The sequence below is a fragment of the Rhizobium sp. PAMB 3182 genome (assembly GCF_052908355.1).
The window spans coordinates 858,400-880,546 of record NZ_CM128607.1 but is presented as its reverse complement, the minus strand read 5'-3'; the positions used below and the strand labels follow the sequence as shown (position 1 = coordinate 880,546).

The window sequence follows — 22,147 nt, the reverse complement described above, 5'->3', positions numbered from 1 at the left end:
CTGTCCGCTCAGTGGCAGTGAACCTGGCCGGCCTTGTTGTCCATGTGGCAGCACTGCCCGGCCGGCGAACTCTTGCGGCAGCCGCCGCCATGGGCGAATGCGGCGTTCGCGATCACCATGCCCAGGACCGTCATTGCGGCGAATGTTGTTTTCATGTTTCCTCTCCCCATAAGCGTTCAAGGTGACACGTCGGTCGCCATGAGGCAAATTTGCCGGCGACGATCGACGGTCAGCGCCGTCCCGTATCCGTGCAAAAGACACTTGCAGAGGCGCGGTCCGAGGGATATGCGAGAAGCCGAATTTAAAGGTCAGCATGACTGACCGACCGAGAGGAAACGAAAGGTTTGCCTGCAATGCCTGCCGATACCGCGTCCCTGACATTTTCCATCAAGCCGAATGCGAACCCGATGCCGGTGGCGGAGCGGGCGAAGCTGTTTGAAAATCTCGGCTTCGGCACGGTCTTTACCGATCACATGGCGGTCATCCGCTGGACCGAGGGCAAGGGCTGGCATTCGGCGGAAGTGACCGCCCGCGCGCCGTTCCCGATCGATCCGGCCAGCGCCGTCCTGCACTACGCCCAGGAAATCTTCGAGGGCATGAAGGCCTACCGCACCGGCGACGGCCGCGCGGTTCTGTTCCGCCCCGAGCAGAACGCCCGCCGCTTCAACGAATCCGCGCGCCGCATGGCGATGCCCGAACTGCCCGAGACGCTGTTCCTCGAAGCCGTCGACAAGCTGGTGCGCCAGGACGGCGACTGGATCCCGTCGGGCGAGGGCGGCAGCCTCTATCTGCGCCCCTTCATGTTCGCCAACGAGGCCTTCCTCGGCGTTCGTCCGGCCCGCGACTACATCTTCTGCGTCATCGCCTCGCCGGTCGGCCCCTATTTCAAGGGCGGCGCCAAGCCGGTCTCCATCTGGGTGTCCGAGCATTACAGCCGCGCAGCCCCCGGCGGCACGGGTGCGGCCAAGTGCGGCGGCAACTACGCCGCCAGCCTGCTTGCCCAGGCGGAAGCCTACAAGAATGGCTGCGACCAGGTCGTCTTCCTCGATGCCGCCGAAAAGCGCTACATCGAGGAGCTTGGCGGCATGAACGTGTTCTTTGTCATGGATGACGGCTCGGTCGTCACGCCGCCGCTTGGCGGCTCCATCCTGCCCGGCATCACCCGCGCCTCGATCATCCAGCTCGCCCGTGACGCCGGCGCAACCGTCGTCGAGCGTCCCTACACGTTCGAGGAATGGCAGGCGGACGCCAAGAGCGGCAAGCTCAAGGAAGCCTTCGCCTGCGGCACCGCCGCAGTCGTCGCCGCCATCGGCACGGTCAAGTTCGACGGTGGCGAGTTCAAGATCAACGGTGGCGACACCGGCCCGCTGACCGAGAAGCTGCGCAACCAGCTGGTCGGCATCCAGAAGGGCCAGACCAACGACCCGCACGGCTGGGTCAAGGTCATCGACGGCATCTGACATCGTTTCCGTGGAATGTATGAAAGGCCGGGGTGTTTCGCCCCGGCCTTTATTTATGTCGGTGTGGGATTTTCTTGCGCAATTGAAGTATAGTTGGAAGATGAACGTGTCGTTCATTCGTAGTTCAGGCCTGAATCGATATTACCTTTCTCGTCAACAAGACGAACCGGAGAGGGAACATCATGACACGCAAGATCATCATCGCAGCAGCTTCATTCGCACTTGGCAGTGCATTGCTCGCATCGTCCGCTTCCGCCGCGGACTGGATCGACAAGGTCGATATCACGAAGAGCGGTATCGACGTTGTGCCGATCCAGGTGACCGCTGGGGACAGCGGTTACAAGGCGCTTAAACCCACGTCGCATAACTTCTCGCTGCATCTCTACGCCAAGGCGAAGTCCGGCAAGCGCATCGTCGCCGGCGCGCTCGGCTCGTTCAACGGCGTCGAATTTTTCGAGAGCCCAGGCAATCTCTGGCAGCAGAGCCTGACCGGCCGGGAAATCGGCGGCGGCGAGGCCAAGACCTTCAGCCGCGACTATTCGTTCGCTGTTCCGGTCGTGAAGCTTGGCTGGCAGGGCAAGAACCCGGTCCAGATCTGCAACGCCATGCTGCAGCAGAAGGTCGCCGGGGGCATGAAGAAGTCGGACGTGCTGGCGAAGACCTGGGACGTTCAGGCGCACGTCTTCTTCCAGTTCCAGGCTGTGGCCGCCAGGACCGGCAAGGCCAAGAATGACAAATGGAGCCTGGGAAACACGGAAAGCGAGCGCAAGTCGCTGAGCTACCCGGTTTCGGTCACCTGCCTGTCTTCGGCCAAGGTGAAGAGCTGACAGAGACAGACGGATCAGGATCGGCCGCTGCCGGACGTTTCCGGCGGCGGCTGCATTTTTTTATGAGAAGCTGGAGAGAGGCGACGGTTTCGCCGCTGATCGCCCTTGCAATCTATGAGGTTGTGCGTGCATTTCGAAGCATCCTCGCACGCCCGGACCTTCAATGCTCGATGTCGTCAATGTGACCGGTGTGGTCTTCGTCCTGATCGCGCTCGGCTTCTTCGCCGTCAAGATCTCGCTCTTCTCCGAGCGCGACCTCGGCGTTCTCGTCAAATATGCGGTCAACTTCGCCCTGCCGGCGCTGCTGCTGCGGGCATTTGCGCTCAGGGATTTCTCCGAGATCGTCGATGGCGGCTATCTCGTCGCCTATGCTGCCGGCTCGTTGATCAGCTTCATCTTCTTCTATCTGGCGAGCCGCTACCTGCTGAAGCGCTCGGCCGGGCAGGCGACGTTCCGTGCCGTCGGCGCCAGCTCTTCCAACAGCGGTTTTGTCGGCTATCCCATCGTGCTGGTGCTCCTGCCGGAGGTCGCGGACCGGGCGCTGGCGCTCAACATGATGGTCGAGAACATCCTCATCCTGCCGCTGACACTGCTTCTCGCCGAACGGGCGACCAACAGCGAGATCGGCGGCCTGCCGCTCGCCCGCAAGATCGCCGGCAAGCTCCTCGGCAATCCGATGATCGTGGCGATCTTCGTCGGCCTCGGCATTTCGATTGCCGGCATTCCGCTGCCGCGCCTGGTGTCCGGGCCGATCGACCTGCTGGCGTCGTCCAGCGCCGCCGTGTCGCTGGTGGTCATCGGCGGAACGCTCGCCGGCCTCTCCCTCAACACCTTCAATTTCGACGTGATCATGGTCACGGTCGGCAAGCTCGTCGTCCATCCCCTGGCGGTCTTCGCCATGGTTGCCCTGTTTGCCGGGCTCGGCTTCGGGATTGCCAACGGTGAGCTGGCGACGGCGGCGATCATCTATGCGGCGCTGCCGCCGATGTCGATCTATCCGATCCTCGCCGCCCGCTACGGCTTCCAGCACGTGGCAGCACCGGCCCTGTTTCTGTCCACCTGCGCCTCGTTCTTCACGCTCTCCATCCTGATCTGGGTCCTGATGGGCGGCGCCTGAAACGGCCGGAATGGGTCCGCCGCTCCCGGTTGGCAGCGACGGAGAGCCAGGTTGCTCTAGAGCAGCGTGCCGCTGAGGATGACGACGGCGACGCTGAAGTAGATGACGAGGCCGGAGACGTCGACCAGGGTTGCTACGAACGGTGCCGAGGCGCTGGCCGGATCGAGCTTCAGACGTTGCAGCAGGAAGGGCAGCATCGAGCCGGCCATAGAGCCGAAGGTGACGATGCCGACAAGCGCCGAGAACACCGTCAGCCCGACAAGCACCCAGTGCGGACCGTAGTCGTAGAGGCCGATCTGCTGCCAGAGCGTGATGCGGGCAAGTCCGACGAGGCCGAGGATCGCCCCGAGCGACAGGCCGGCCGGCAGTTCGCGCAGCGCCACCCGCCACCAGTCTCCAAGCTTCAGCTCGCCGAGCGCCAGCGCCCGGATGATGAGCGAGGTCGCCTGCGAGCCGGAATTGCCGCCCGAGCTCATGATCAGCGGAATGAACAGGGTCAGCACGACGGCCTTTTCCAGTTCACCTTCGAAATGCTGCATGGCGCTCGCCGTCAGCATCTCGCCGAGAAACAGGGCAGAGAGCCAGCCGGCCCGCTTGCGGATCATGTCGAGGAGGCCGATCTGCATGTAGGGCTTGCCGAGCGCTTCCATGCCGCCGAACTTCTGCGCGTCTTCCGTCGTGTCGGCGATCATAGTGTCGATGACGTCGTCGACGGTGACGATGCCGAGCACCCGGTCGGAGGTGTCGGTGACGGGCAGCGCCAGCAGGTCGTGCTTGCGGATCAGGCGGGCGACGTCCTCCTGCGGCATCAGAGGGCTGGCGCAGACCATTGCGCCGCGCTGCGACAGCGACAGGATGGGATCGTCCGGCTCGGCGGCGATCAGCCGGCGCAGCGTCACCACGCCGGCAAGATGCCGGTCGGCGTCGTCAAGCACGTAGATCGCATAGACCGTCTCACGGGAATGGCCGACCTCGCGGACATGGGCAAGTGTCGCGGCTGCCGTCCAGTTCGACGGCACGCTGAGGAACTCCGTCGTCATCATCGCGCCGGCGGTGCGCGGCGGATAGTCGAGAAGATGCGTGACGGCGCGGGCCGTTTCCGGGTCCAGCCGGGCAAACAGTGTGGCGCGGGTTTCGAAATCCGCCGACTGGAAGATGTCCGTCACCCGGTCGTTGGCGACCAGCCTGAGGAGGTGCGACGAGCGGGCGCTTGGCAGTGCAGCCAGGATGGCGGCGGCGTTTTCCAGTTCCGGCATGGACAGGATGCGCACGGCCTTGCGTTCGGGCAGGTTCAGAAGAACGGTCGCGGCCTCATTGGCGCCGGTCGTGTTCAGCCGTTCGACATATTCGGCGACGGTGACCGGGGTGAGTGTGCCAAGAAAGCGGGCAGCATTTGCGGCCCTGCGGGGGATGCTGTTGATGTTCATGGGGTTCGCCTTTCCGTCGATCAGCCAATGACGGCCGATCAGGCGAACCGACGGAGACGTCAGTCAGTGATGGCCGCGCGGGACTTGGGCAATCGACTACTACTGTCGCTTGGCATCTGGGATGATGGCTCCGTTGATATCCGCCCGGCGGCAATAAACTGCGGGCGTGGCGAATAAATCGGCCTGAAATTGCCCAATGTCAATCGGGTCAAACCTGCGTCATGATGTCCGCTCGATTGCCGCGGATCGTCCCTTCTCCCCGCGGGCGGGGAGAAGGTGCCCGGCAGGGCGGATGAGGGGCAGTGGGAGGCGACAGAACCCTGCGTTTGCAGGGGCTTTGTACGCTCATCGTCGGTGCGTGGGCGGGATTGGGGCCGTTTCCGCCCCTCACCCTGGCCCTCTCCCCGCAGGCGGGGAGAGGGGAAGCCTTGTAGGTGCTGCCGGTCTCAGAAACCGGCGAGCACCAGCTTGCCCTTCGTCTTGTTGGTCTCGATCATGGCATGCGCCTTCTTCAGCGTCGCCGCATTGATTGGGCCGAGCACCTCGGTCAGCGTCGAACGGATGGCGCCGGCGTCGACGAGGTCGGCGACCTGGTCGAGTAGCATGTGCTGCGCCTCCATGTCGCCGGTCTGGAAGACGGGACGAGTGAACATCATTTCCCAGTGGATCGATACCGCCTTCATCTTGAACGGCATGATGTCGAAGCTTGCCGGATCGTCGATCAGCGCCACACGTCCCTGTGGCGCGATCAGGGTGGCGACGTCGCCGCCGTGCCGGCCGCTGTCATTGGTGATGAAGGCAAATCCCGGGGCGGGGATGCCGAGCGCCTCGACCTGCGGTGCCATCGCCTCGCTGTGGTCGACGACATGATGGGCGCCGAGTTGCTTCACCCAGTCCTTCGTTTCCGGTCGCGAGGCCGTGGCGATGACGGTCAGATCGGTCAGCGCCCGGGCGATCTGGATGGCGATCGATCCGACACCACCGGCGCCGCCGACGATCAGTATTGAGCGGTGCTCGCCGGGCACCGGATCCTGCACCTTCAGCCGGTCGAATAGCGCCTCATAGGCCGTGATGGCCGTCAGCGGCAGGGCGGCGGCGGCCGGGAAATCGAGGCTCTTCGGCTTGCGCCCGACGATGCGTTCGTCGACGAGGTGGAACTCGCTGTTGGTACCCTGACGGTTGATCGCCCCGGCATAATAGACCGCGTCGCCCGGCTTGAAGAACTTCGCCTCCGGACCCACGGCCTTGACGATACCGGCGGCATCATAGCCGAGTACCGTCTGCGGGCCGTTGCGGGGCGGCCGGTGCCCGCGGACCTTGACGTCGACCGGATTGACCGAAACGGCCTTGATCTCGACCAGGAGGTCGCGGCCGGTCGGTTCGGGAACGGGCATGTCGATATCGACGAGGGACTGCTCATCCGTGATCGGAAGCGGGGCGGAATAGGCGACGGCGCGCATGGCGAAACTCCTTGGTTGGTTGGACAGGCCCCATTAAAGTGCTAGGCTCGATATACGCAAGAATGCACAATTTATGTACGTAGTACCCAAAAGGATACTGTAAATGTCCAGGCCGCGCGCGAAACTGACCAAGAATTTCCCCGGTTGCTTCGTTGAGGCGACGCTTTGCTTTCTCGACGGCAAATGGAAAGGCGTCATCCTGTTCCACCTCATGGGCGGCACCCAGCGCTTCAACGCCCTGCGCCGCAAGATGCCGGGCATCACCCAGCGCATGCTGACGAAACAGCTGCGCGAACTGGAAGATGCCGGCCTCGTTTCGCGCACCGTTCATCCGGTCGTGCCGCCGCATGTCGATTATGACCTGACGCCGCTCGGCCGTTCGCTGGAGCCGGTTCTTCGTGCACTCGCGGCCTGGGGCGAGGCGCATGTGTTCTGCAACGACGGACGTCACGAGTTGAAATCGCCGCAGCCAAAAACCGAGCTGCAGAAGGCGGCGCTTAAATATTTCGAGGCGGCGGAATAGGCGCGGCTGCGACTGCAGCATTGCTTGATACATATCAAAGTTAATATGTATTTTGTCGAATACCTTTCTCGGGTGGCGGTTGGCGGGAACCGCCCAGACTTCGAAACCCGGAAAGGAACTCGATATGAAACTCAGGAACACGACCGTGGCGGCGCTCGCCCTTGCCATGACGCTAACCTCTTCGCTGGCGCTCGCCCAGCAGGGCAGGGGCCAGATGGGCCGCTTTGCCGACATGGACGCCAATGGCGACGGCCAGCTTAGCCGCCAGGAACTCCTCGACAGCGCCGAAAGCGTCTTCTACGCGATGGACGCCGACAGTGACGGAAAGCTGACGCTGGAGGAATACATGGCGGTGCGCATGGGCCAGCAGCAGGGCAATAACGGCACCATGCAGGCGGCGCGTCAGGCAGACAAGGAAGCCCGCTTCCAGCCGATGGACGCCGATGGCGATGGGCTGGTGAGCCTCGCAGAATTCACCGGAGCCGCTGCGGCCCGCTTCGATGCGGCCGATAGCGACGGCAATGGCCGGCTCATGCGCCCCGAATGGGGCAACGGAGGATTTTGAGCCGCCGTCGGAGGGGCTAGCCGTTGCCGGCCCCTCCTTCCTTACCGCGTCATGCGATCCCGCGTCGCCGCATCGACAAGGATGCGGATCTTCTTGAGAAGCGGGTGCCTGTCGGTCTGCGCCACGCCGTAGCCGAGATTGAAGGCGTAGTCGAAATCCGCCCGGTTCTGCCCGATGGCATGCTGCAGCATCGTCTCCAGCTTGTCGAAGCCCTTGGCGAGGATCGCCTCGGGCGTCGCAGCTCCATCATACTCATCCCATAGCACCATGACATCCTGCCGTAGATCGGCGGGCAGCGGCGCGGTGAGTATTTCCATGTCCGCGCGCTCGCGTGCCGCCTTGCCGTCGTCCGGTGACTGGTCGGTGGCCGGCACGTCGCCGGAAATCGCCTCACCGAGATCGTGCAGGATACAAAGCTTCAGAAGCTTCAGCACGTCGCAGCCGGCAAGTTCCTTCTCGAACATCAGCACCATGAGGCAGAGCCGCCAGCTATGCTCCGCCGTGCTTTCCGGGCGTCCGCCGGAGGTGCGGCCGCTGCGCAGCGTGTCCTTCAGCTTCTCGGCGGACTGCAGGAAGGCGATGATGCCGGCGAGGCGGTCATCGGCGATCGGCGGACGGTCGGCGGCGGTATCGGTCATCATGGCATGGGTCCAGGCGCGTTCGGTGGCTGCCACGCATCATGCGAAACCCGCGTCTCACGGGAAAGGGCGAGGGGCGCATAAGTTATGCGCGCGCGATGCGCAAGCCGTCGGTCACCAGCCGCGCGAAGGTGCCGTCCGACAGCGGCATGCGCGTCCAGCGGATTTCACCGGCCCGGATCCCCACCTCCGGCCTGTCGGCCTCTTCGCTGATCACCGTGATTTCCGGTGGGGCGGGCTCAAACCAGCCGCGGCGCTCCAATTGTTCCTCGCCGCGCCTTATGCCGGGCGTGGCGTAGCGCCAGAGCGACTTCCCCTTAAGCTCCGCCATCCCGAGCCGCCATTCGGCGATCCGTCCCGGAGATGCAGCGAGCAGCCGGTGGGTGAGGTCGCAGACAAGATGCGTCGGCGTTGTTGCACTTGAGACGAGCCGGATGAGCGCCGCATCCGCCGCCGAGTTCGGCCGTGCAGAGAGGAGGCGTTCGATGCGGAGGGCATCATCGCCGACGGGAACGAGCAGGCCGGCCTCCCAGCGCGAAACGGTCGTCTGCGACACGCCGAAATCGGCCGCCAGCGCCGATTGCTTGACGCGATTGATCAGCCGCCACCGTTTGAGGCCGGCACCGATATTCCTGGCGGTCCGTGGTGTGTCTTCCTGCATGACGATCAGATTAGTCCGCGCACGCCGGCCGCGCAATCGGCGATCGTATCGCGGCTTGCCAAACCGGATTTCTGTGGCCAATCTGCGGGCACCTTCCGGACCAACAGTCAGTGAGCATCATGCCAGCGCTTTCCAATCTTGCCGCAATCGACGCCGCCCACCATTTCCATCCCTTCTCCGACATGAAGAAGCTGAATGCCTCGGGCAGCCGCATCATCGAGCGGGGCGAGGGCTGTCACATCTTCGACAATGCGGGCAAGCGCTATCTCGACGGCTTCGCCGGCCTCTGGTGCGTCAATATCGGTTACGGACGCCGGGAAATCACCGAGGCGGTGATGCGGCAGATGAACGAGCTGCCTTACTACAACACCTTCTTCGGCACCACGACGCCGCCGGCGACGCTGCTCGCCGAAAAGATCTCCGCCCATGCCGGCGAGAAGATCAACCATGTCTTCTTCACCGGCTCCGGCTCCGAGGCGAACGACACCTGGTTCCGCATGGCCCGCGTCTACTGGGCGGCGCTCGGCAAGCCGACGAAGAAGGCGGTGATCGCCCGCGTCAACGGCTATCACGGCTCGACGGTCGCCGGCGCCTCGCTCGGCGGCATGAAGTGGATGCACGAGCAGGGCGACCTGCCGATTGCCGGCATCCACCACATTGGCCAGCCATACTGGTATGCCGAGGGCGGCGAGATGAGCCCGGAGGAATTCGGTCTCGCCCGCGCCCGCGAGCTGGAAGCCAAGATCGACGAACTCGGAGAGGAGAATGTCGCCGCCTTCGTCGCCGAGCCGATCCAGGGCGCCGGCGGCGTCATCGTGCCGCCGTCGACCTACTGGCCGGAGATCGCCCGCATCTGCCGCGAGCGCAACATCCTGCTCGTCTGCGACGAGGTCATCTGCGGCTTCGGCCGCCTCGGCCACTGGTTCGGCCACCAGCATTTCGGCGTCGAGCCCGATCTGGCGCCGATCGCCAAGGGCCTGTCGTCGGGCTACCTGCCGATCGGCGGCGTGCTGATCTCCGACCGCGTCGCCGACGTGTTTTTAAACGAGGTCGGCGACTTCAACCACGGCTTCACCTATTCCGGCCATCCGGTCTGCGCGGCCGCGGCGCTCGAAAACCTCCGCATCATCGAGGAGGAAAAGCTGGTCGAGCGCGTGCATGACGATATAGGCCCCTATTTTTCCAAGGCCTGGAAGAGCCTCGAGGACCACGACATGGTCGGTGAAGTCGTCTCCGTCGGCCTGATGGGCGCGGTGCAGCTGGCGAAGGACAAGAAGACCCGCCAGCGCTTCGAGAAGCCCGACGAGATCGGCACGATGGTACGCAACGAATGCCTGGAGCGCGGCCTCATCCTGCGCGCCACCGGCGACCGCATGCTCGCCTCGCCGCCGCTGGTCATCACCGAAGGCGAGGTCGACCGCATGGTCGCCGTCCTGCGCGAAGGCCTCGATGCCGTATGGGCGAAGATGAAGGGCTAGTTGCCGGAGGGCTGCGGGGTGACCCAGGCGTAGCCGAAGAGCGTGGCGTCGTCGCCGCGCGCGTAGTGGTAGGGGATGGAGACCTGCTTCATCTCCTCTTCCGTCGGCTGCGGCAGTCCCTTTTTCTCAAGCCAGTTCACAAGACTGACCGGCATGCCCGCGTCGCTGTTCTTCCGGATCCAGAAGAGCAGGATCGGATGGTCGGCGTCGGCATGACTGGCCGTCTCGAACAGCGAGAATTCCGAGGTCGCGAACGGGATGTCCGGATGCTTGAGCCGCAGGCTGCCGGCGTAGAGCTTGCGGTCGGTGACCACAAGGCCGGGCGTCCTGTCCTTCGTCATGGCGTCGAACGCTGCGGTGTAGTCGGTGCTCGGCCGCTGGTAGTCGCCGGTGAAATGGGCGAGCGGCACGCGCAGGAAGAGTGCTGCCGGAATGACGATCATGAAGGCGGCGGCCGTGCGCCAGAACGGCTTCAGCAGTGCCGAGCCGGCCAGTCCCGAGGCTTCCAGCTTCAGGCAGAAATAGAGCGGCAGCAGGAAGAGAAGCGGCGTCAGCCAGCGGTCCTTGATGTTGTCGGCGCCGGCGAGGATCATGATGACGATGAAGACGAGGATGGCGAGCATCACCCGCTCGAAAAAGCGCGTCCATAGGGTTCCGGCCCGAAGGGAGACCAGCAGTGCCTTCTGGAAGATCGCTGCATAGACGACGAGCGTGACGCCGGCAAAGCCGATAAGCGCGATGGCAAGCGACCCGACACCCTTAAGCCAGCCCATGGCCATGTTGGCCGGTGCGTCTCCGGATGTCAGCTTGCCGATCGTGTTGGCGCTGGCCGCATCCAGATTGCCGGCGAGCCAGACGGCATGCGGCAGGAAGAGGAGGATGGCGATTGTCGCCGAAATGAGGATGCGCCAGTCGAGGAGCCGGGAGCGCAGATCGCGGTCCGTCAGCACCGCGATGAAGACGGCGGCGGGCAGCAGGGCAAAGTTATATTTGGCAAGCAGCCCGAGGCCGCTTGCCAGCCCGAGCAGCACATAGCTCGAAAGGCTCGGCCGCTTGAGCGTCAGCACGCTGGCAAACAGGAAGAAGGAGGCGGATAGCGTGACCGCCACCGTATGGGACAGGTCGCGCTGCGCCTCGAAACTGATCTGCGGGATCGTCAGCAGCGACAGGGCGGCGATCGGCAGCCAGCTCCGGTCCTTGAGCAGCATGCGCGCCGTCAGCCCGTAGAACAGGTAGATCAGGAACAGGAGCACGCACTTGGTGGCCGAGAGCGCCAGCATCGACACGCCGAAGACATCGAACACGGCATGCTGCAGCCAGTTGTAGAGCGGCGGCTGCGGCCCGTAGCCGAGCGCCCACCACTGCGCGAAGAAGACCTGCTCGGCCTCGTCCGACTCAAGCGCATGCGGCATCGCCATGCGGACGATCACATTGAGCGCGAAATAGGTCGCGACAATCAGGAAGACGCGTTCCGGGCGTGCTTTGAGCCACTCCGTCATGGTTTCGGCAGTCCGACGGCACTCGGCGATGGAAGCCACGCATAGCCGAACGTGTAGGTCTCGCCGTCCCAGCCGAAATGATAGGGGAGCGTCATCGACCGAGGCTCGATGTCGGTTGCCTGCGCGCCGGCAAAGGCCTGTGCGGCCTTGACGATGCCCGCCGGGATTTCGCCGGTGTGCTTGTTGTCGGTCCACACAAACAGCAGCGGGTGCCGGCCGTCGATCGCCTCCGCCGGCCGCAGTTCGTCGCCGGATCCGGCCAGCACCGGCACGTTCGGGAAGGCCTGCCGCAGATTGCCGGCTTCAAGCCAGCTTTGCGTGACGATCATCGCCGGCGTTTCGGCATTCTCCATCTTCAGGCTCTGCAGGAACGGGCCATAGGGAATGTTGATCCGCTTGTAGAGGCCGGCGAGAGGCAGGACGGTTACCTCGATGATGGTGAAGGCGGCAACACCGATCAGGATCACCGCCGCCGTAGTCGAAAGGCGCTTCAGTCCGGCGGAGATATCCATGCCGGCGGCTTCCATCTTGGCCGCGAGATAGAGGGGCAGCACTAGCAGGAAGGGATCGAGCCAGCGCTCGTTCATCTTCGTCGTGCCGGTGATGAGAATGATCAGGACCAGCGCCACGGCCGTGAGCAGGAACATGCGCTCGATGACCCGCGTGATCGCGTTGCCGCTCTTCAGGCTGTCGAGGAAGGGCTTCCTGAAGATCGCCGCGAAGATCACCAGCGTCAGCGCGCAAAAGGCGAGAATGCCCATGATCAGCGCGCCGATGCCCTTGAAGAACCGCAGCATGTGGCTGCCTGACGCCGAACCCTGCATCTTGCCGAGCGTGCCCTGGGTCGCGAGCCCGGCATGGTCGAGGAACCACAGCGCATGCGGCAGCACGATCAGTCCGGCAAGCGCCAGCGCGGCGAGAAGCCGCCAGTCGAAGACCCGCTTGCGCAGGGCCGGATCGGGCAGGAGCGCCAGGATGGCGACGACCGGCAGCAGCGCGAAATTGTACTTCGACAGGACCCCCAGCCCAACGGTCAAACCGGCCAGCAGGTAGGAAGCGAGGCTCGGCGCCGTCAGCGTGCGGAAAAAGGCGTACAGGAAGGCTGCTGTAACCGCCAGAAGCACGATCGTATGGGTGAGATCCTGCTGCGCCACCAGCGATACCTGCGGCAGCGTGACAAGCCCGGCGATCGAGGCAAGCCGCAGCGCCGGATCGCGGATCACGGTCGAGGTGGCGAACCAATAGAAAACGAAGCAGGCGAAGAGCAGAACGTTCTTCAGGATCACGATGCCGGTAATCGTCGGGCCGGTGACGGTGAAGACGGCTTGCTGCAGCCAGTTGTAGAGCGGTGGCTGCGCGCCGTAGCCCCAGGAAAGCCACTGCGACATGTAGATCTGCTCGGCCTCGTCGAGCCGAAGCGAATGCGGCAGCGACAGCCTGATGATCGCGGACAGGACAAAGTAGAGAAACAGCAGCGCGAAGGCCCGTGCGGCCGGCGGCGGCGCGGGGCGGGCGGTCATGCGGAAACCGCCCCGTCCGGTCGTTGCGTCTCCGCTGCCCGCGATGGACGCAGCTTACGCATGGCCATCCTTCTTGAACACGGTCCTGACGATGTAGTTCGGCTTCTCGATGCTGCCGAAGGACGTGCGGGTGATCAGCTCGGCGAGAATGCCGGTGGTGATGAACTGCACCGACGACAGGACGCCGACGACGCCGACTGTCAGAAGCGGACGCGTGCCGATGTCTTCGCCAAAGGCGAATTTCTGGATGAAGAGCCAGAGGAAGATGAGGGCGCTGAGCGCGCCGACGGCCAGCCCGATCGAGCCGAAGAAATGGCCCGGCCGCGCCTTGTAGCGCATGAAGAACAGCACCGACAGGAGATCGAGAATGACGCGGAAGGTGCGCGAGATGCCGTACTTGGAAACGCCGTGCTGGCGGGCGTGGTGGGTGACCGGCATTTCGCCGATGCGCGAGGAGGGCACGACGGCGGCGACCCAGGCCGGGATGAAGCGGTGCATTTCGCCGATCAGGCGCACCTGCTTGATCACCGAGGCGCGGTAGATCTTCAGCGAGCAGCCATAGTCGTGCAGGCGCACGCCGGTAATCTTGCCGATCAGGTAGTTGGCGCATTTCGACGGGATCTTGCGCAGCACCAGCGCGTCCTGGCGGTTCTGGCGCCAGCCCTGCAGGAGGTCGAGTTCGCGATCCTCGAGCGCCTGAACCATGGTCGGAATGTCGTGCGGATCGTTCTGCAGGTCACCGTCGAGCGTGGCGATCAGCCGGCCGGTGGCCGCATCGATGCCGGCCTGCATGGCGGCGGTCTGGCCGAAATTGCGCTGCAACTCGACGATTTTCAGGTCGAGACCGTCGCGGTCGAGGAACTTGCGCGCGCCGGCAAGCGTCGCATCGGCGCTGCCGTCGTCGACGATGATCAGCTCCCAGCTCTTCGGAAATGGCTTCATCGCGTCGGTGACACGCTCGATCAGCGGCGCAATGCTTTCCTGCTCGTTGAACACCGGAATGACGACGGACAGGTCTATGCCGCTCTCCAATGCGGTTTGCACGGGCATGGGTTCAATGGACGCGGACAAATTCATCACTCCGGAAAATTGCTCTTGAAGGCCGGCCTTGCCGGCGCTTCCTGTTATATCAAGCCGCATGGGAGGGCAACCGCGACGCGATGTTGCAAGTGGCGAGGCCCACGGAGTGTTGCCCGTCGGCCATCCCCGGGCTGTGCCTGCTCTTCTAGTTGCCCGGATAGATGACGCTATAGGCGAACTGATAGACGTCGCCGGGCCGCCCGTAGATATAGGGCAGCTTGACGACGCGCGTCTGAGCCGCTGCCGGCGAAATGCCCTTCGCTGTCAGCCAGTCCTTCAGGTCGTCCGGGAAAGGCGGCGGCGTCCGGCCCTTGCCCTGCCGCCAGACGAGCACGATCGGATGCTCGGCAGTCCAGTCATAGGCCGGCTGGTATTGCGGATAGGAAAGCGCGATGGCCGGTACGTCCGGCCGCTGGAAATGCAGGTTGCCGCTCAGATGCGTTTCCGATGACACATAGACCGCCGGCGTTCCGGCCTGCTGTTCGATGTCTTCGGCCAGCGCGGCAAACGGCGTGTTGATATACTCGTACTTGCCGTTGACATGGACGGTCGCGAGCAGCCCGACCAGCAGCAGCGGAATGAGGACCATCAGACCAGCGGCGATGATCTTGAAACGGTGGCGCCCGAGTTCCAACGATGTTCCTGAACGGTCGAGCCTGAGGCAGAGATAGAGCGGGAAGGTGACGAGATAGGGCGCCAGCCATCGGTCGCGGATGCTGTCGACGCCGCCGAACACGACCATCAGGATGAGCCCGATGATGACGAAGGCCGTCGTGCGCTCGAAGAAACGGATCCACGGATCGCGTGCGGCCAACGCCGCCCGCAGGTTCTCCCGGAAGGCTAAGGCGAAGCAGACGGCGGTCAGCGCGCAAAACCCTATGACGGCGACGGCAAGCGAGCCGAGCCCCCAGAACACCGTTGCGGCATAGCTCGTGTCGTCGGTCACCATTTTCTTGAGCGCCGTTCCGGTGGCGCGGCCCATATGGTCGAAGAACCAGAGCCCGTGCGGCAGGACGATGGCGGCGGCGACCAGTGCGGTCAGCGCAAGGCGGATGTCCAGCACATGCCGGCGCATGTCGCGGTCGAGCAGCAGGGCAAGGCAGGCGGCGACCGGCAGCAGCACGAAATTGTATTTCGACAAGGCCCCGAGACCGATCGCGACGCTCGTCAGGGCATAGTTGAAGGCGGAAGGATATTTGACCGTGCGGATCAGCGCATAGGCAAACAGCGTGGCCGAGAAGAAGACCGCGACGGTATGCGTCAGGTCCCGCTGCGACTCGAAGGCAAGCTGCGGGATCGTCAGCAGGCCGAGCGTCGCGGTGATCGCCAGCTTACGGTTGTCGAGGATCAGTCCGGCCGTCTTCCAGAAGACGAAATAGGTGCCAAACAGCACCAGGTTCTTCAAAAGCGCCAGCGAAACGAGCGACACGCCGAAGAGATGCACGGCGCCGTATTGCAGCCAGTTATAAAGCGGCGGCTGCCCGTCATAGCCGACGGCGAGGAACTGCGAGACGAAGATCTGCTGCGCCTCGTCGTGCTGCAGCGTGTCGGGCATCCACAGCCGCAGCAGCGTCTGGCCGACGAAATAGCAGGCGAGAATGATCGGAAACAGCAGTTCGCCGCCGGTCTTTCCGGCGTTGTCGCTTTCGGCGGACGGGGGCCGCGGGGATGTCGTGGGAGCGGGCAAATCCGGTACTCCGGGGCTGGTCTTTTGGCTGGCGCTGCCGGGGGCTTCTGTTATATCAAGCGGCATTCGAGAGCAACCGCGACGGAAAGCAGCATTGGAAACGAACGAGATGAATGGGGCGACGGAGAAGAGCCTGTTCGCCCGCCTGCGCATGCCGCTGTTCACATTGGCCGTCGTCCTCGCCTATGCCGCCTTCATCGAATGGTTCTGGGGCTGGTCGGTCATCATCGCCGGCTGGCAGCATGCAGGCATTTCGGTCGTCATCATCGCCATGGTCTTGCTGACCGCGACCTACATCATCCGCGCCTGGCGGATGCACGACTATTTCCCGCGCCAGACGAAGGGTCGTTTCCTGGCGCTTTTCCGCGTCACGCAGGTCCATAATCTCCTGAACATCATGATGCCGTTCCGCACCGGGGAGACGAGCTTTCCGCTGCTGATGCGCTCGGAATTCGGCATTCCGCTGGCGCGCGGCACCTCGGCGCTTCTGGTTCTCCGCCTTCTCGACCTGCATGCGTTGCTGGTCGCAGCCGGCATCGGTCTGGCGCTGGAGTCGGACAAGCCGGTTCTCGCCTGGGGGCTCTGGGCCATCGTCCTCGTCGCGCCGCTCATTCTTTTCGCCCTGAAGCGGCCGATCATCGGCTTCACCCGCCGCGTCCTGCCGCAGAAGCTCGAGGCGCTGATCGAGGAGGTCGACGCCGGTACGCCGGCGACCATGGCCGCCTTCATCCGCGCCTGGGCCTTCACTGTCGTCAACTGGTCGACCAAGGTCGTTGTGCTCGCCTGGGTGCTGGCGCTGATGGGCGTCACGCCGATTGCCGCTGCCTTCGGCGGTGCTTTGGGCGGGGAACTGTCATCGGTCCTGCCCGTGCACGCGCCGGGCGGTATCGGCACCTATCCGGCCGGGATTGCAGCGGGTGCGGCCGCACTCGGGGCGGATGCCTCCGATGTGCTGGGTACGCTCGCCAAGGCGGCGATCAACGTGCATCTGCTGGTCGTCGTTTCGGCTTTGGCGGGGACGGCGCTTTCCCTCGTCTTGCCCGGCAGCGGCAAATCGCGCTATACCGACGATCGGCGTTAAGCTTTCGCTAACCATAAGCGAATTGCTTAAAATTTTATGAATGCCGCTATTGTCGAATGCGTTTATAACGGCATTCGCTGTCACGTGGGCGGCTGACGACGAACAAGCGGGTAAATTCATGCAAAGAGAAAAGGCTTTTAAGGGCCTGTCTTCCTTTTTGATCTCGGCGATACTTCTGTTCTTCACCGCCTCCTTTGCGACAGCCGGCAATGCCTATCTGGTACTGGACGCCAAGAGCGGAAAAATTCTCGCCGCCCAGAATGCCGACGTTATCAACCATCCCGCTTCACTGACGAAGATGATGACGCTCTACATGACCTTCGAGGCGATGCATAAGGGCCGCCTCGGCTGGAATTCGCGTATCGTCATGTCGCCGACGGCCGCCGCAAAAATTCCGACGAAGCTCGGCGCGAAGGCAGGGGAGACGATCACCGTGCGCGAAGCCGTGCAGGGCATGATCGTGGTGTCTGCCAATGATGCCGCTGCCGCCATGGCCGAGGCGCTTGCGGGGTCCGAGGAGGCCTTCGCCGCCCGGATGACCGCCAGGGCGCGCGATCTCGGCATGCGCTCTACCGTCTTCACCAACGCCTCCGGCCTGCCCGACGACCGGCAGATCACCACGGCCCGCGACATGTCGATCCTGGCGGTCGCGCTGATGAACGACTACCCGAAGGAATACAAGCTCTTCGCGCTGGATCGCATGGAGTTTCGCGGCAAGGTCCGCGGCGGCCACAACCGCCTCATGTACCGCTATGACGGCATGGACGGCATCAAGACCGGTTACACCAATGCGTCCGGCTACAATATCGTCACCGCGGTCAAGAAGGGGAGCCGCCGGGTAATCGGCGTCGTCATGGGCGGACGCACGGCCAAGGCCCGCGATGCGCAAATGGCCGAACTGCTCGACCGTTATGTGCCGAAGGCTCGCTCGCGCTGGTCGAACACGCTGATCGCCGCCCGCGAAGCCGGCGGGGCGACCTATGCCACGGCGTCCGTTGCCGACGACAACCTGCCGACGCCGCTGATCCGGCCGACGCCGTCCGCACTCGCCTTCGCCACCGCGAGCGAACCGAGCGTGCCGCCGCAGCTGGCGCCCGATGCCGCCGCCCAGCCCGCACCTGCGGCCGCTGCCGCCCCGCAGGGTTGGAAGGTGCAGATCGCCGCCGCCCCGACGCAAGAGGCGGCCATCGATCTGCTCGCCAAGGCGCAGCCGACACTGTCCGCCAATTTCAGCGGCGTCACCTATTACACCGAGAGCGTCGCCACCATGGCCGGCGTTCTCTACCGCGCCCGGTTCGCCGGTTTCGACAGCCGCGATGCGGCGGCATCCGCCTGCGAGGCGCTGAAGGCCCGCGCGTTCACCTGCATGCTGGTTCCCGACAACGGCTGAGCCGGCCTGTTTTGGCCGGCCCGACCGCTGTCCGTCTCTCGGTCAGCCGATGCCCTCGTAGTGGACATAGGTCATCATGCCGTTCACCATGTGGTAGAGATGATGGCAATGCAGCGGCCAGACGCCGGCATTGTCGGTATCGAAGGCGATTTTCGCGGTGACCATGGGCGGCATGGTCAGCGTGTCGCGCAGTGCGCCGGAAAGCGGCGTCCCATCCAGCTCGATCACCTGGAAATGATGGCCGTGCAGATGGATCGGATGCGCCATCATTGTCATGTTGCGCAGGCCGATCTCGATCCTTTCCCCGCGCCGGACCTTCATCGGATCGCCCTCGATCCCCCAGCGATAGCCGTTCATCATCGAACCCGTCAGGTCGAGGTTGAACTGCCGGGCACCGGCGTTGCCGGCAAGCGGGCGCGAGGCCCGAAGCCGCGTTTCCAGCGACAGTCCGACGGCCGGGCCGGCTTCGTCGGCGAGGGGGGGCGTCTTGCCGATTGTGGCGTTCGCCGAGGCAAGCACGATGCCCGTTCTTTCCCGGGCGCCTTCGCGCTGGGCGATGATCGGGAATGCGCCACCGTCCGCCGGTATCTGCAGGCGGATATCGATCCGCTGGCCCATGGAGATCGGGAAGGCGCGATCCTCGACCGGTTCGACCGGCTGGCCGTCGACGGCGATGACCGTGCCGGCAAGGGGACCGGTCGACAGGGTGAAGGCCGTCGAGGCGGCGGCATTGATGATCCTCAGCCTGACGTGTCCGCCCTTGTCGACCCGAACGACCTCCGGATCGTCCAGCGTCCGGTCATTGGCGAGATAGGCATCGTATTCGATGTCGTTGAAATCCATCATGGCCATCCCCGGCATGCCGGACATACCAGACATGCCGCCGCCCATGGAGTGGCCCATCTGCGAGTGGTCCATCCCGCCCATCGCCATCCCGCCCATGGACATGCCGCCGCCATGATCGGAATCTCCACCGGAAAGGCGCGCCAGCAGCTCTTCCGCGGGCGTGAAGGAGAAATCGTGCAGCAGGATGACGACCTCCTGCTCGTCGGCTGACCGGTCCTCCGCCGTATGAACGATCAGCGGTGCGGCGAGCAGGTTCTGCTCCTGCAGCGTATGGGCGTGCATCCAGTGCGTGCCGCCCGAGGCAAGGGCGAAGGCGTAATGGCGTGTTTCGCCCGGTTCCAGCATCGCGGCGGGATTACCCGGTACGCCGTCCTGCTGCCATGGCGGCGTTAGGCCGTGCCAGTGAATGAGCGTCTGCTCGTCGATCCCGCTTTCGAGATCGACGTCGAAACCGTCCTCCCTGTTGATGACGAGCCCCGGCTTTCTGTTGGCGCCGACGAGGCTGAAGACCTTGGCGGCCCGGCCGTTGACCTCCAGTGTGCGGCTGCCGATCAGCAGCCTTTGGCGGGTGGCCGAGGCCGGCGCTTCCGTCGCGGCATTGGCGAAGCGGGTGAAGGATGACGCGGCAAGCGCGGTGGTGGCACCGAGCGCGGTGCGCAAGAAGTCTCTGCGATCCATGATGAGATCCTCTGATATGTGCCGGATGGTCCGGCATGACCGATGTCCCGCACGTCAGTGCGTGCGGGTCGTGAATGACCGGCCTGCAGTGCAGGCGGTCAGCATCGGAAGATCAGAGGCGGGGCGGTTCGAGGTCGGGAGGCGCGCGCTGGCCGACCAGCGTCCTCATGGCGTCCGCAACGTAGACGGGCCGGGTGATGTCGAAGACGACGGGCGCCTCGACCGTGCCGATCGATACGGGCAACTGGCTGCAGGCGCCGACACAGGCGAGCTTTTGGGCCGGTACGATATCGCCGTGGCACGGCTTCGCCTCATCCATCTGCATGGACTGATGCATCATGTGGTGAGGTGCGGCCATAGCGTCCGGCGTGCTCAGGCACAAGACGGCAATGAAGCCGGCCAGCGGCGCGAATGCGATCATGATGGCCAGCATCATGGAGAGGCTGCGCCTGTGACCGGACCGGGAAAACCGAGCAATTGCCATCAGGAAAACCGAACGTTTCGTTGGCCATGAATATGCGCGTGCGCCGCGTGATGTTCAATAGCCATCACGCAATATTGACGGCGGCGGCGCTGAGTGCGGGTCATGCTGCAGTGCTCGTTGAAACCGGTCCGGCGCTGTGAAAGACTTCCTCCCGCACTAAAGCTGAATGCCTGACAATGTGGGAGGAATTCACATGGGCGGAATGGCTTTGCATCCCTCTATCGACAATGGAATTTCAAAGGGCAGCGGCAGCTTTGCCGGCGGCACGCTGTCCTGCGGCTGCACCGACAGGACGGTGCGGCTGAAGATCAAGGGCGACGTCGCCCACAACCATGCCTGCGGCTGCACGAAATGCTGGAAGCCGGACGGCGCCATGTTCTCGGTGGTGGCCGTCGTGCCGAGCGACAATGTCGAGGTCGTCGAAAACGGCGACAAGCTCGCCGTCGTCGATCCCTCCGCCCTGATCCAGCGGCACGCCTGCAAGGCCTGCGGCATTCACATGTACGGCCCGGTCGAACGCGACCACGCCTTCAAGGGCCTGTCCTTCATCCATCCGGAGCGCTTTGCCGAAAAGGGCTGGTCGGCGCCGGGCTTTGCCGCCTTCGTCTCCTCGGTCATCGAATCAGGCGTCAGTCCGAAGAAGATGGACGGCGTGCGCGCCCGCCTGAAGGAACTGGGCCTAGAACCCTATGACTGCCTCAACCCGCCGCTGATGGACTACCTCGCCACCTTCGCCGCCAAGAAGGCCGGGACCTACGTCGAATAGCACCGGTCTCCTCAGCGCATCAGCAACAGCGGCTTTTCCTGCCGGCCCGCCGTCCGGAAGAGCGCGAGAGCCGATTGCCAGTCGGCAAGGGCGAAGCTCCGGGCCGGCGGCAGTGTCGTCCGGCGCAGAAGCGGCCAGATCTCGTCAAACAGCCCGCGCCATTCGTCCGTCGACAGGCGGGCGAGATGATCGCGGACATGGAAGCGTTGCAGCGCCGGGCCGGAAGCTCCCGGCGTTACTGGGCGCTCCGACAGCAGACCGTAGCCGACAAAGGCGGAGTCTTGCGGCATGGCGGCCATGATGCTGTCGGCGAGGGGACCGCCGACGGCATCGAAAACGATGTCGGCGCGCGCCGCCTCGGAGCGGATTGCCGCTAGGTCGGTGTCGGGCAGAACAGTCATGTCGAGCCCCCGCAACCGGTCATCATGCATGCGAGACCTGCAGATGCCAATGACCGTGTTCGCACCTGCGCCAAGCGCCCATTCCGCCAACAGCGCCGCGCAATTCGAGCCCGCCGCCGTCAGCAGGATGCGCCGGCCCGCAACAGGCCAGCCTTTCAGCATCAGAAGTGCCGCGACCGGATTGATGTAGGCGCGGGCGGCGATCGTATCGTCGATGTCGTCCGGCACCGGAACCGCGACCGCCGCATCGCAATCGACGAATGACGCCCATGTGCCCCCGGAACGCAACGGCAGAACGTGCCGGCCGAGCCAGTCTTCGTAGCCGCTGCCGGCTTCCGTAACCGTGCCGACGCCCTCATAGCCGGCGACCAGCGGCGGGCGGACGCGATGCCCGTAGGCGCCGGTGATGGGTATCAGGTCGGACGGATTGACGGGCGCTGCATGCATGGCGACGCGAAGCATGCCGGGTGCCAGTGGCCCGGGCTCATGTGCCTCAAGAGTGAGAACCTCTTCCGGCGCGCCGAAGCGCCGGTACCAGAGGGCGTCGCGGGCCATGCGG

21 protein-coding genes are annotated in these 22,147 nt (G+C 64.3%); 9 read left to right on the top strand and 12 right to left on the bottom strand.

The genetic code is table 11. The features are described from left to right. Positions 1-8 precede the first annotated feature (8 nt). A complete protein-coding gene (locus ACU5AZ_RS04465) occupies positions 9-155 on the bottom strand; it encodes a hypothetical protein (RefSeq protein ID WP_446824828.1) in 147 nt (48 codons plus the stop codon). 198 nt (positions 156-353) lie between these two features. Here ACU5AZ_RS04465 and ACU5AZ_RS04460 point away from each other — a divergent pair, with 198 nt between their 5' ends. The 3 genes from ACU5AZ_RS04460 to ACU5AZ_RS04450 all read left to right on the top strand — a co-directional run bounded on the left by ACU5AZ_RS04460 (position 354) and on the right by ACU5AZ_RS04450 (position 3,404). Beyond that, positions 354-1,460, top strand: a complete 1,107-nt coding sequence (locus ACU5AZ_RS04460) for a branched-chain amino acid aminotransferase (protein ID WP_446824827.1) — start codon at positions 354-356, stop codon at positions 1,458-1,460. Between the two features lie 182 nt (positions 1,461-1,642). Further along, positions 1,643-2,287, top strand: a complete 645-nt coding sequence (locus ACU5AZ_RS04455) for a hypothetical protein (RefSeq protein WP_446824826.1) — start codon at positions 1,643-1,645, stop codon at positions 2,285-2,287. A gap of 163 nt (positions 2,288-2,450) precedes the next feature. Beyond that, complete coding sequence (locus tag ACU5AZ_RS04450; RefSeq protein ID WP_446824825.1) at positions 2,451-3,404, top strand: AEC family transporter; 954 nt, start codon at positions 2,451-2,453, stop codon at positions 3,402-3,404. A gap of 56 nt (positions 3,405-3,460) precedes the next feature. Here the strand turns inward: ACU5AZ_RS04450 and mgtE are convergent, their stop codons facing one another. Both mgtE and ACU5AZ_RS04440 read right to left on the bottom strand, forming a co-directional pair. Continuing rightward, entirely contained in the window at positions 3,461-4,831 is a 1,371-nt protein-coding gene (mgtE, locus tag ACU5AZ_RS04445) for a magnesium transporter (RefSeq protein WP_446824824.1), read from the bottom strand. A gap of 446 nt (positions 4,832-5,277) precedes the next feature. Beyond that, entirely contained in the window at positions 5,278-6,291 is a 1,014-nt protein-coding gene (locus tag ACU5AZ_RS04440; protein WP_446824823.1) for a zinc-binding alcohol dehydrogenase family protein, read from the bottom strand. 103 nt (positions 6,292-6,394) lie between these two features. On the opposite strand from ACU5AZ_RS04440, the gene ACU5AZ_RS04435 reads away from it, so the two are divergent. Both ACU5AZ_RS04435 and ACU5AZ_RS04430 read left to right on the top strand, forming a co-directional pair. Further along, positions 6,395-6,814, top strand: coding sequence for a winged helix-turn-helix transcriptional regulator (locus ACU5AZ_RS04435; protein WP_446824822.1), 420 nt, complete (start codon positions 6,395-6,397; stop codon positions 6,812-6,814). Positions 6,815-6,938: 124 nt separating this feature from the next. After that, on the top strand, positions 6,939-7,379 hold the full coding sequence (locus ACU5AZ_RS04430; protein WP_446824821.1) for an EF-hand domain-containing protein: 441 nt from the start codon (positions 6,939-6,941) through the stop codon (positions 7,377-7,379). Positions 7,380-7,420: 41 nt separating this feature from the next. On the opposite strand, the gene ACU5AZ_RS04425 is transcribed toward ACU5AZ_RS04430, so the two are convergent. Both ACU5AZ_RS04425 and ACU5AZ_RS04420 read right to left on the bottom strand, forming a co-directional pair. After that, positions 7,421-8,017: an HD domain-containing protein gene (locus tag ACU5AZ_RS04425; RefSeq protein WP_446825913.1), complete on the bottom strand. Its 597-nt coding sequence runs from the start codon at positions 8,015-8,017 to the stop codon at positions 7,421-7,423. A gap of 85 nt (positions 8,018-8,102) precedes the next feature. Beyond that, positions 8,103-8,678, bottom strand: coding sequence for a helix-turn-helix domain-containing protein (locus ACU5AZ_RS04420; protein ID WP_446824820.1), 576 nt, complete (start codon positions 8,676-8,678; stop codon positions 8,103-8,105). Positions 8,679-8,797: 119 nt separating this feature from the next. Between ACU5AZ_RS04420 and ACU5AZ_RS04415 the strand changes: the two genes are divergently transcribed. Next, positions 8,798-10,156 carry an aspartate aminotransferase family protein gene (locus ACU5AZ_RS04415; RefSeq protein WP_446825912.1) on the top strand — a complete coding sequence of 453 codons (1,359 nt, stop codon included), beginning with the start codon at positions 8,798-8,800 and terminating at the stop codon, positions 10,154-10,156. On the opposite strand, the gene ACU5AZ_RS04410 is transcribed toward ACU5AZ_RS04415, so the two are convergent. The 4 genes from ACU5AZ_RS04410 to ACU5AZ_RS04395 all read right to left on the bottom strand — a co-directional run bounded on the left by ACU5AZ_RS04410 (position 10,153) and on the right by ACU5AZ_RS04395 (position 15,942). Then, positions 10,153-11,655 carry a glycosyltransferase family 39 protein gene (locus ACU5AZ_RS04410; RefSeq protein WP_446824819.1) on the bottom strand — a complete coding sequence of 501 codons (1,503 nt, stop codon included), beginning with the start codon at positions 11,653-11,655 and terminating at the stop codon, positions 10,153-10,155. The two genes, ACU5AZ_RS04415 and ACU5AZ_RS04410, sit on opposite strands and share 4 nt — an antisense overlap. Then, positions 11,652-13,175, bottom strand: a complete 1,524-nt coding sequence (locus ACU5AZ_RS04405; RefSeq protein ID WP_446824818.1) for a glycosyltransferase family 39 protein — start codon at positions 13,173-13,175, stop codon at positions 11,652-11,654. Before ACU5AZ_RS04405 ends, ACU5AZ_RS04410 begins: the two co-directional genes overlap by 4 nt. 54 nt (positions 13,176-13,229) lie before the next feature. Continuing rightward, positions 13,230-14,225, bottom strand: a complete 996-nt coding sequence (locus tag ACU5AZ_RS04400; protein ID WP_446825911.1) for a glycosyltransferase family 2 protein — start codon at positions 14,223-14,225, stop codon at positions 13,230-13,232. A 175-nt stretch (positions 14,226-14,400) separates the two neighbouring features. Continuing rightward, positions 14,401-15,942 carry an ArnT family glycosyltransferase gene (locus ACU5AZ_RS04395; RefSeq protein WP_446824817.1) on the bottom strand — a complete coding sequence of 514 codons (1,542 nt, stop codon included), beginning with the start codon at positions 15,940-15,942 and terminating at the stop codon, positions 14,401-14,403. A 109-nt stretch (positions 15,943-16,051) separates the two neighbouring features. On the opposite strand from ACU5AZ_RS04395, the gene ACU5AZ_RS04390 reads away from it, so the two are divergent. Continuing rightward, a complete protein-coding gene (locus tag ACU5AZ_RS04390) occupies positions 16,052-17,023 on the top strand; it encodes a lysylphosphatidylglycerol synthase domain-containing protein (protein WP_446825910.1) in 972 nt (323 codons plus the stop codon). Positions 17,024-17,141: 118 nt separating this feature from the next. Continuing rightward, a complete protein-coding gene (locus ACU5AZ_RS04385) occupies positions 17,142-18,413 on the top strand; it encodes a serine hydrolase (RefSeq protein WP_446824816.1) in 1,272 nt (423 codons plus the stop codon). 42 nt (positions 18,414-18,455) lie between these two features. On the opposite strand, the gene ACU5AZ_RS04380 is transcribed toward ACU5AZ_RS04385, so the two are convergent. Both ACU5AZ_RS04380 and ACU5AZ_RS04375 read right to left on the bottom strand, forming a co-directional pair. Further along, positions 18,456-19,937, bottom strand: coding sequence for a multicopper oxidase family protein (locus tag ACU5AZ_RS04380; RefSeq protein ID WP_446824815.1), 1,482 nt, complete (start codon positions 19,935-19,937; stop codon positions 18,456-18,458). Positions 19,938-20,049: 112 nt separating this feature from the next. Next, positions 20,050-20,373 (bottom strand): hypothetical protein, encoded by a 324-nt coding sequence (locus tag ACU5AZ_RS04375; protein WP_446824814.1) that lies wholly within the window; start codon positions 20,371-20,373, stop codon positions 20,050-20,052. Between the two features lie 241 nt (positions 20,374-20,614). Here ACU5AZ_RS04375 and gfa point away from each other — a divergent pair, with 241 nt between their 5' ends. Beyond that, entirely contained in the window at positions 20,615-21,187 is a 573-nt protein-coding gene (gene gfa, locus ACU5AZ_RS04370) for an S-(hydroxymethyl)glutathione synthase (protein WP_446824813.1), read from the top strand. A gap of 11 nt (positions 21,188-21,198) precedes the next feature. Here the strand turns inward: gfa and ACU5AZ_RS04365 are convergent, their stop codons facing one another. Further along, positions 21,199-22,143 carry a zinc-dependent alcohol dehydrogenase family protein gene (locus tag ACU5AZ_RS04365; RefSeq protein ID WP_446824812.1) on the bottom strand — a complete coding sequence of 315 codons (945 nt, stop codon included), beginning with the start codon at positions 22,141-22,143 and terminating at the stop codon, positions 21,199-21,201. Positions 22,144-22,147 lie beyond the last annotated feature (4 nt).

Bases quoted from the DNA above. Each gene is read 5' to 3' on its own strand.
- ACU5AZ_RS04465 (WP_446824828.1), bottom strand. From the start codon at position 155: ATGAAAACAACATTCGCCGCAATGACGGTCCTGGGCATGGTGATCGCG.
- ACU5AZ_RS04460 (WP_446824827.1), top strand. From the start codon at position 354: ATGCCTGCCGATACCGCGTCCCTGACATTTTCCATCAAGCCGAATGCG.
- ACU5AZ_RS04455 (WP_446824826.1), top strand. From the start codon at position 1,643: ATGACACGCAAGATCATCATCGCAGCAGCTTCATTCGCACTTGGCAGT.
- ACU5AZ_RS04450 (WP_446824825.1), top strand. From the start codon at position 2,451: ATGCTCGATGTCGTCAATGTGACCGGTGTGGTCTTCGTCCTGATCGCG.
- mgtE (WP_446824824.1), bottom strand. From the start codon at position 4,831: ATGAACATCAACAGCATCCCCCGCAGGGCCGCAAATGCTGCCCGCTTT.
- ACU5AZ_RS04440 (WP_446824823.1), bottom strand. From the start codon at position 6,291: ATGCGCGCCGTCGCCTATTCCGCCCCGCTTCCGATCACGGATGAGCAG.
- ACU5AZ_RS04435 (WP_446824822.1), top strand. From the start codon at position 6,395: ATGTCCAGGCCGCGCGCGAAACTGACCAAGAATTTCCCCGGTTGCTTC.
- ACU5AZ_RS04430 (WP_446824821.1), top strand. From the start codon at position 6,939: ATGAAACTCAGGAACACGACCGTGGCGGCGCTCGCCCTTGCCATGACG.
- ACU5AZ_RS04425 (WP_446825913.1), bottom strand. From the start codon at position 8,017: ATGACCGATACCGCCGCCGACCGTCCGCCGATCGCCGATGACCGCCTC.
- ACU5AZ_RS04420 (WP_446824820.1), bottom strand. From the start codon at position 8,678: ATGCAGGAAGACACACCACGGACCGCCAGGAATATCGGTGCCGGCCTC.
- ACU5AZ_RS04415 (WP_446825912.1), top strand. From the start codon at position 8,798: ATGCCAGCGCTTTCCAATCTTGCCGCAATCGACGCCGCCCACCATTTC.
- ACU5AZ_RS04410 (WP_446824819.1), bottom strand. From the start codon at position 11,655: ATGACGGAGTGGCTCAAAGCACGCCCGGAACGCGTCTTCCTGATTGTC.
- ACU5AZ_RS04405 (WP_446824818.1), bottom strand. From the start codon at position 13,175: ATGACCGCCCGCCCCGCGCCGCCGCCGGCCGCACGGGCCTTCGCGCTG.
- ACU5AZ_RS04400 (WP_446825911.1), bottom strand. From the start codon at position 14,225: ATGCCCGTGCAAACCGCATTGGAGAGCGGCATAGACCTGTCCGTCGTC.
- ACU5AZ_RS04390 (WP_446825910.1), top strand. From the start codon at position 16,052: ATGAATGGGGCGACGGAGAAGAGCCTGTTCGCCCGCCTGCGCATGCCG.
- ACU5AZ_RS04385 (WP_446824816.1), top strand. From the start codon at position 17,142: ATGCAAAGAGAAAAGGCTTTTAAGGGCCTGTCTTCCTTTTTGATCTCG.
- ACU5AZ_RS04380 (WP_446824815.1), bottom strand. From the start codon at position 19,937: ATGGATCGCAGAGACTTCTTGCGCACCGCGCTCGGTGCCACCACCGCG.
- ACU5AZ_RS04375 (WP_446824814.1), bottom strand. From the start codon at position 20,373: ATGATGCTGGCCATCATGATCGCATTCGCGCCGCTGGCCGGCTTCATT.
- gfa (WP_446824813.1), top strand. From the start codon at position 20,615: ATGGGCGGAATGGCTTTGCATCCCTCTATCGACAATGGAATTTCAAAG.
- ACU5AZ_RS04365 (WP_446824812.1), bottom strand. From the start codon at position 22,143: ATGGCCCGCGACGCCCTCTGGTACCGGCGCTTCGGCGCGCCGGAAGAG.